The organism is Streptomyces sp. NPDC058985 (assembly GCF_042740985.1).
GTDB lineage: Bacteria > Actinomycetota > Actinomycetes > Streptomycetales > Streptomycetaceae > Streptomyces.
The window spans coordinates 1-7,479 of record NZ_JBHYJX010000092.1; the positions used below are offsets into that span (position 1 = coordinate 1).

Sequence of the window (7,479 nt, forward strand, 5' to 3'; positions counted from 1 at the left end):
CAACCCGTTGGGCATCAGTCACTGACAACGGCGGAATCTTCGGACCCGGACGACTCATGCCCAACCAACGACAAATCTTCGACTCAGGTCACTAGCACCAAGGGGTCAGTTCCGTCATGCGCGTTCGCGTCGCCATCACCGCCCTCGGCATCACCGCCGCTCTCCTCGCCCTGCCCGCCTGCTCCCCCGAGACCGACGGAGCCGGCCAGCAGACCACCTCCTCCGGCCGAACCGGTAAGCCAGCCGACGCTCACCGCGAACCGGCCACGCTTACCTCGGCCGCGTTGGCGGCCCGCCTGCTCACCGAGGCTGACCTCGGCAGCGGCTACCTGCCCAAGCCGCAGCGTGCGGCTCAGCACGACGATGTCACCGTCCTCGGCTGCCCCGCGCTGAGCAAGCTGGGCGGCGACGCGGCGACCGGTGGCACGCTCGCCTTCCCGCACAAGGCGATGGCCGACTTCACCTACGGCGGCAGCTCCTCGGAGATCTCCGAGGAACTCTACAGCGACAGCCCGACGAAGCTGTCCGACGGCACCAACCGGATCTTCGACGCCATGACCGGCTGCCCGAACTATCAGGTTCTCGCGGGCAGCGCCCCGATCGACATCGCCACGCAGAAGCTGTCTGCACCCCAGGACCGCGGTGATGAGCAGTGGAGCCAGCTCCTGACGTTCACCGCCGGTGGACGAAGCACGGTCCTCAAGCAGACCGCGATCCGCGACGGCAGCCTGCTGCTCGTCTTCTCCGGGTCTCCGGTCCTCGTCGACCGCCACCTCGATCGGGCCCTCGCCAAGGCCACCGCAACGCCCTGATCTGCTCCCGTAATCCACTGCTGCCTCCGACCCGGAAAGGTCGGAGGCAGCAGTGCGTTTGCGGGGCAGATGGGACGACGGTGTCCGGGAAGCACGAAGGCCCGGTGCCCTCCACCGGGGAGGGCGCCGGGCTTCTTTCGTTTCGGTACGGCGAGACGGTCAGGTGGCCGGCGCGCGCAGAAGACGCTCCTGGGTGGCCTCGGGCAGCACCCGGCGCAGGACCGGTGCGGTCGAGCTGAGGGACGCGGCGAAGGCACCGACGAGATCGTTCGGCACGCCGGCGGCGAAAGAGGCCACCCACAGGTAGGGCGCGCCGAGCACGGGCTCCGACCATGCCTGCCATCCTGCCGGCCCCGCCTCGTCGGCTTCGGTGACCAGGACGCGCGGGTCGCCGTCCTGGATGAGGGGCGGCACCTCGCCGAGGCTGATGTGTGAGGCGCCCGTCGGATCCATCGCCGCGGCCTGGGGCTGGTCGATGTCGCGGAGCCAGCCCTGGGCGGCGACGGCGTCCAGAACAGCCTCGGCTCCGGCCAGCGGCACGGTGGGCTGGTCGTGGGCGTCGAGGGCGAGGAGGAAGTCGGCAACGGCCTCGCCGGGGACGTCGCGGGTGAAGTAGGCCGACCAGCAGGCGTGGCTGTTCGCCTGGTCACGGGCAGAGATCTGCCAGGCGATCGGCAGTTCACCCACGTGGAACGGCTCGTCGGCCAAGCACCACTGGGCCCAGCGCAGGCCGTCGGGGCTGATGTGCAGGACGGTGCTGCGCAGGACTTGGCGGTCCTTCTCTGCCTCGTCCGGCTCGTGGCGTCCGCGGACGATCGTCAGGCTCGTCCAGCCCAGGCCCGCGAGAGCGTCGACGACGGCGTCGTACGGGCGCCCGTCGTCACCTGCCAGGTGGCGGGGGCCGACCCAGAACGCGGGTGAGGTCGACGGGTCGGGCTGAAGGTGGGAGTACAGGGGCGCCTCCAAAGGCTTGGTGCGTTTCTAGTTGCCGCCGGCGCGGCGGCGGGGACGGCGCGGGGGCGCCTGGACGGGGCCCTGCCACGTCAGCTCGATGGCGACTTCCGGCGGCAGGTGGCCGAGCTGTGCGTCCTCCTCGCGTCCTTCGGCGAGGTAGACGACGGTCCGGCCGGTCTCGTCGACCGATTGCAGGACCTGCGCCAAGCGATGGGCCATAGGGAAGAAGGGGTTCATGGCCTGGCGCACCGGAGCACTTGGGTCGCAGGCTGCGAGCAGGTCGATGAGGTCGGCGACGGTCATTTCCGAAGACGTCACGAGCATCCTCCTTGGGGTGAGGGAACGAGGGAAGGGACAGCGGCCGGCACTCGGTTCGGCCGGCGGCATGCGAGCGGGCAGCCCCCGCAGGTCAGAGGAGGCGAGAGGTCTCCAGTACACGGGCTACGGCTGCGGCAACGATGTTGGCCGGCGTCTCGACGTCGAAGGAGACCTGGTAACCGGGCGTTCTGGCGGTGCCGGTGACCGCGATCTTCCATCCTTCGCGGTCCGTCCCGGGACGGCCGAGCGGGAACCAGCCGAGGTAGAAGCGGCCGTCCTTACTGCTGACGTGTACGTCCGCACGGTCATCGACGACCAGGTGGAAGTCCTCGGCGGAGAACTGGTCCATGACCAGGGTCGGCTGGCCGGGACCGAGCTGCCACTGTCGCAGTCGGAGCGCTTCGACGGTGGTGGAGAAACCGGGACCCACAGGGGCTACGGTCACGGGCTATAACCTCTCTGACCTGGGGTTTCTTGCGAGGTCGTCTACGTTGACATGCTCTCGCGTACGTTGGCCAGTCCTTCCGCGATCTTTCCTGTCTGCCGCAGGCGAACTGCTGTCCTTTGGCATCCAACCGAGGCGTTTGACAACGAGCCCAGGCGCTTCGTCTTCTCTGACAGTGAATCTAGTCGTGAGAGGGAGCAGGCTAAGGGCGTCGTATGCCGTACCGGCTGGGCAGATGAGGGCGTGCCGTACGTACGTGCCCGTGGGACAGCTCTCAGGACTCGGATTGTCAGTCCGGCGGGTTAGATTCCGCGCATGAAAAGGCGACGTGCTCCGGGCTGGGAAGACGACGGTTGGCCTGACGAGGAGTACGAGTGCCGCCTCTGTAGAGGGCCGATCTATCCGGAGGAGGGCTTCTTCGCTGGATCGCGCTGCTACTTGTGTGCCGCTGCCGAGCGGCAGGCCAAGAGGTACGGACTGACAATCTGGCAGGTGAACGCCATCCTCCGCGTCCAGGATGCCGCGTGTGCGATCTGCGGAGAGAGCCCAGGAGACGCCGCCACCGAGGGACGCTCGTACTGGCAGATCGACCACGATCACGCCTGTTGCTCCGGATGCGCTAAGTGCGTTCGCGGGCTGCTCTGCATGCCCTGTAATGCACGCGGCGTTGCCTGGTACGAGAACCTAGACGAGGCAAGACGGGATTGGCTACGCATGAATGCCTACCTGTCAGATCCGCCAGCTCGTCGGCCCGAAGCCCGTGTCCAGTGGCTCGACATGGACCGCGTGCGAGGCAGGGAGGCTTCTTCCTTTGCGGCAGCGACAGATGCGTTCACCACGGCCATGGATCCCCGGCCGTAGGCGAGGTCCGAGTCGCCCCCCGGCGCGCCTGCCGCGATGCGCAGCTCGTCGAAGGTGGCTTATGCCATCGACACCTTGAGATCCCTTGCCAAGCAAGCTAGTCGCCGCAGGTCAGCGCGCCGTGGATGACTGAGTTCGTTGTCCAGGGGCAACTGCTCATCCTCCCCCTCGGGCCCGGAGACGGGCTCATGGCCGGTCGGCCCCGTCGGACCCTCGCCTCGGCTAGGTACCCAGCTCCGGTGGCGGCCAGAGGCCGTGCCAGAGTGAGCCGCATGATCCCTGCCGAAGTCCCCGACGCGCCTCCGCTGACGTACGCCGACAGCTTCGACGTACCGGTCCTGTTCCGCAGTGGACCTGCGAGGAAGCCCCGGCGGCAGTGGCGGACGGCCAAGCACACAGCGTGGACCGGATCGGACGGGTTCCCTGCCGCCGACGGCTGGTACGCGCCGACCACCACTTGGCGGGAGATCATCAAGGCAGCCACTGAAGTCGGCCGCGACGTCACCCCGCACCTGCGGAACCAGCCGCGCTATGTCCACGGGGAACTCGTCGCCCGAGTCTCCCCTTTGTACGCCTACCTCGGCGCGCACCCCGTGACGCCCCGGCACCCCGTGGACGGCGCGAAAGGGCGGCGTCTGACCTGGAACCCGGTGTACGCGCACGGCACCGAGCGCAGCGCCAAGATCGCCGCCGGCTACCGGCTGGGCATGACGATGACCGAGTGGGCCTGCCGCTCCCTGCTTGGCCTCGGCCAGACCGAGCACCTCGAACTCGGCGGCCCCGTCCCCGCCCTGCTCAAGACGTTCAAGGACCCTAAGAAGAAGCTGCCCGATCTGTGGGGGCGCCATGAGACGGAGAAGCTGTACTGGCTCATCGAGGCCAAGGGCGGCGACGTGGGGCTCAAGAAGCTCCGCGAAGGATGGGAGCAGCTGGCGGCCGGCAGCCAGGTGCTCGGCGCGTATGCACACCGCACCGTGCTGGTCGGAGCATCCGTGAGGTTCGAAGACGACCTGTTCCTCACGATCGACCACGAACTCCACCCCGGCCTGCCGCCGCTTGCCCCTGCCGAATAAGGTACCGACGACGAGGCAGTGAGCCCGGCCAACTTGGAAGACCGTCTCGGGGAGAGCGACGACGCCCTCATCGGGGCCGCACGCGCCCAGATGCTGACCTACCTCGCACTGCGCTCCGTCCCCGCCACACAGCTGCGCGCCGTACCCGTGGCCGCCGACCGCTCCTCCCGCCGCCGGCGCTCCGGGCTGACTACCCCCCTGGAAGACGACCCGTTCACTCTCGCCATGCGCGACGAAGCACGCGGAGAGGCGGCCGACACCGAACAGCACATCCTTCGCGCCGGACTCCACGCCAGAGGACTCGACGACTTCCTCAGCTGCCGCATCCCCGGCACGGAGGTCCACCTTGGCATGTCCCGAAGGCTGTTCGCCGCCTGCGAGCGCCTCCATGAGGAAGATCTCGCCATCGCCCGGCGCACCCCGGGACTGCGAGCCGAGGACCAGCCCCCGTTATGTTTTTCGCGGTCCTGCAATGGGGCCGCTGGCCTCCGGGCCCGGTATGACTGTGTCCCCTCTGTCGAACGGATGGCCTGGGGGGTGGTGTCGCCGGGCTCGTGGGGTGCCGTCGGAGACGCTGATGAGAGGTCCGACCACCGCCTGACCAGGCGCAATGCCCGGTCGTTTCCGGGCGGCAGGTCTGCATAACGTGGATGCGCGAGTACGACACCGATGCCAAGGCCAGCCGCGCCGAAGGAGTGGAGAGCACCGTGTTAGACACCGGCGACGTGGGCGTGTTCCTCGGCCTGGACGTCGGCAAGAGCGCCCATCACGGGCACGGGCTGACTCCGGCCGGGAAGAAGGTCTTCGACAAGCCGCTGCCCAACAGCGAGCCGAAGTTGCGAGCCGTCTTCGACAAGCTGGCCGCGAAGTTCGGCACCGTTCTGGTGATCGTGGACCAGCCCGCCTCGATCGGCGCCCTCCCGCTCACGGTCGCCCGGGACGCGGGCTGCAAGGTCGCCTACCTGCCCGGACTCGCGATGCGCCGGATCGCCGACCTCTACCCCGGCGAGGCGAAGACCGACGCGAAGGACGCGACCGTGATCGCGGACGCCGCCCGCACCATGCCCCACACACTGCGCTCGCTGGAGCTCACCGACGAGATCACCGCCGAACTCACCGTCCTGACCGGCTTTGACCAGGACCTCGCCGCCGAGGCGACCCGCACCAGCAACCGGATACGCGGCCTGCTCACCCAGTTCCACCCGTCGCTCGAACGGGTCCTGGGCCCGCGTCTGGACCACCCCGCAGTGACCTGGCTGCTAGAACGCCACGGATCCCCGGCCGCCCTGCGCAAGGCCGGCCGCCGCAGACTCGTCGAGGTGATCCGGCCCAAGGCTCCACGCATGGCCCAGAGGCTGATCGACGACGTCTTCGACGCCCTGGACGAGCAGACCGTCGTGGTTCCGGGGACCGGCACGCTGGACGTCGTCATCCCCTCCCTGGCCCGCTCACTCGCGGCCGTCCACGAACAACGCCGGGCCCTGGAGGCCCAAATCAAGGCTCTCTTGGACGACCACCCTCTTTCCCAGGTCCTGACCTCGATGCCGGGGATCGCGGTCAGGACCGCCGCCGTGCTGCTGGTCGCCGTCGGCGACGGCACCGGCTTCCCCACCGCCGCCCACCTCGCCTCCTACGCCGGCCTCGCCCCCGCCACGAAGCAGTCGGGGACCTCGATCCACGGCGAACACGCGCCCAGAGGCGGAAACCGCCAGCTCAAACGCGCGATGTTCCTCTCCGCGTTCGCAGCCCTGCACGACCCCGCCTCCCGCACCTACTACGACAAATGCCGCGACCGCGGAAAGACCCACACCCAAGCCCTTCTCCGCCTCGCCCGCCAACGCATCAGCGTCCTGTTCGCCATGCTCCGAGACGGCACCTCCTATGAACCCCGCGTCCCCCAGGCGACAGCTGCGTGAACCCGGCCACAGGCAGATCGGCGCAGATCAACGCTTTATGTCGTCTGCCCATGCCGAGATATCCGCGGCACCCCGACGGACAGCTTCTGCCGGGTCCAGGACGAGCTTCCCGCAGGCCGCTGCGATGTCCGGCGCGTCGCCCGGTCCCACGAGCGCGTCATGCACCCCGGTCTGCAGCCAGTCGGCCTGGTTGTCGTCCGCCGCAGCAACCGCGAGAGCGATGAGCCTGATGGCGGCCGCCGTCCCCACCCGGGCGAGAGCCTCTGCCGTCTGCCGGGTCACCGCCGTGTCCTCGACGTCCAGCAACAGCCCCACCAGCGTTTCCCCAGCCTCAGGAACATCAGCGAAGGAAGCAAGGTCACGCCCGGCACGAACACGTTGCGTCCACGAAGGAGACGACGCCTCAGCCAAGGCCGCCTCCAACCCACTCATCATCTCTGACACGACACGACAGTCTCATGTCCCACAAAGAAGATCGAACCCCGGGCAGAAGCTGCCCACACCCTTGACGAAAGACATAGAGGCACCCCCCGTCGACCTGGAGCTCAGCGACGAGGCCCAGGAAGAGCAGCGCCTCACCCAGCGGTGCATCTTCCGCGAACAGCAGGAGGAAGCCCGCCCACGGCTGCGTCCCCTGCTTCGAGACGCCTACGAGCGCGGCACGACAAGCACCTGGAGTGATCTCCTCCGGCGCCCCCAGGAGCCGAGGATTGACCTGCGAGGAGACGAGAGCCTCCTTGAAGCGGCGACGCCAGAAACCTACGTCGCTGTCAGCCGATACGACCTACCCGCAGCGCGCGCCTAGCCGCGTCTCGAAACAACCGCGCCACCTCATCGGTAGCCAGCTGAAGAATGGGGCGGAAGTGCCACAGCGAACGACGAAGCCCCCGGACTCCAATCAATGGGGTCCGGGGGCTCGAAGTCGTGGAGTTGGGAGAGGGGTCAGCTCTCGGTGGAGTCGCCGGTGTGGCTATCGGTGCGGCTGCGGCGTGCCAGGAGGAGGGTTGTCGGCGTACACGTGAACGTGCATGGCCGCGTACGGATGAACGTGCAGAGTTCCCGATGTGCTGAGGTTCGGGATTCGGCACTCTGCTGCCTGT

Annotated in this window: 8 protein-coding genes; 4 read left to right on the plus strand and 4 right to left on the minus strand. The window is 68.3% G+C overall.

Features of this window, described 5'->3' with window-relative positions:
* Nucleotides 1–116 precede the first annotated feature (116 nt).
* Nucleotides 117–812 (plus strand): hypothetical protein, encoded by a 696-nt coding sequence (locus tag ACFW01_RS38155; protein ID WP_384511414.1) that lies wholly within the window; start codon nt 117–119, stop codon nt 810–812.
* 159 nt (nt 813–971) lie between these two features.
* On the opposite strand, the gene ACFW01_RS38160 is transcribed toward ACFW01_RS38155, so the two are convergent.
* The 3 genes from ACFW01_RS38160 to ACFW01_RS38170 all read right to left on the minus strand — a co-directional run bounded on the left by ACFW01_RS38160 (nt 972) and on the right by ACFW01_RS38170 (nt 2,529).
* Entirely contained in the window at nt 972–1,778 is an 807-nt protein-coding gene (locus ACFW01_RS38160) for a DUF317 domain-containing protein (protein ID WP_384511417.1), read from the minus strand.
* A 15-nt stretch (nt 1,779–1,793) separates the two neighbouring features.
* The gene (locus ACFW01_RS38165; RefSeq protein WP_384511419.1) at nt 1,794–2,084 is read right to left on the minus strand and encodes a hypothetical protein; all 291 of its coding nucleotides are present in this window, start codon (nt 2,082–2,084) and stop codon (nt 1,794–1,796) included.
* Between the two features lie 91 nt (nt 2,085–2,175).
* Nucleotides 2,176–2,529 carry a DUF317 domain-containing protein gene (locus ACFW01_RS38170; protein WP_384511422.1) on the minus strand — a complete coding sequence of 118 codons (354 nt, stop codon included), beginning with the start codon at nt 2,527–2,529 and terminating at the stop codon, nt 2,176–2,178.
* 315 nt (nt 2,530–2,844) lie between these two features.
* Between ACFW01_RS38170 and ACFW01_RS38175 the strand changes: the two genes are divergently transcribed.
* The 3 genes from ACFW01_RS38175 (at nt 2,845) to ACFW01_RS38185 (ending at nt 6,379) form a co-directional block, all read left to right on the plus strand.
* Complete coding sequence (locus ACFW01_RS38175; RefSeq protein ID WP_384511425.1) at nt 2,845–3,390, plus strand: endonuclease domain-containing protein; 546 nt, start codon at nt 2,845–2,847, stop codon at nt 3,388–3,390.
* A gap of 272 nt (nt 3,391–3,662) precedes the next feature.
* Nucleotides 3,663–4,463: a hypothetical protein gene (locus tag ACFW01_RS38180; protein WP_384511428.1), complete on the plus strand. Its 801-nt coding sequence runs from the start codon at nt 3,663–3,665 to the stop codon at nt 4,461–4,463.
* Between the two features lie 707 nt (nt 4,464–5,170).
* On the plus strand, nt 5,171–6,379 hold the full coding sequence (locus tag ACFW01_RS38185) for an IS110 family transposase (protein WP_384511431.1): 1,209 nt from the start codon (nt 5,171–5,173) through the stop codon (nt 6,377–6,379).
* 27 nt (nt 6,380–6,406) lie between these two features.
* Here the strand turns inward: ACFW01_RS38185 and ACFW01_RS38190 are convergent, their stop codons facing one another.
* Nucleotides 6,407–6,814 (minus strand): hypothetical protein, encoded by a 408-nt coding sequence (locus ACFW01_RS38190; RefSeq protein ID WP_384511434.1) that lies wholly within the window; start codon nt 6,812–6,814, stop codon nt 6,407–6,409.
* Nucleotides 6,815–7,479 lie beyond the last annotated feature (665 nt).

Bases quoted from the DNA above. Each gene is read 5' to 3' on its own strand.
- ACFW01_RS38175 (WP_384511425.1), top strand. From the start codon at position 2,845: ATGAAAAGGCGACGTGCTCCGGGCTGGGAAGACGACGGTTGGCCTGAC.
- ACFW01_RS38155 (WP_384511414.1), top strand. From the start codon at position 117: ATGCGCGTTCGCGTCGCCATCACCGCCCTCGGCATCACCGCCGCTCTC.
- ACFW01_RS38180 (WP_384511428.1), top strand. From the start codon at position 3,663: ATGATCCCTGCCGAAGTCCCCGACGCGCCTCCGCTGACGTACGCCGAC.
- ACFW01_RS38190 (WP_384511434.1), bottom strand. From the start codon at position 6,814: ATGATGAGTGGGTTGGAGGCGGCCTTGGCTGAGGCGTCGTCTCCTTCG.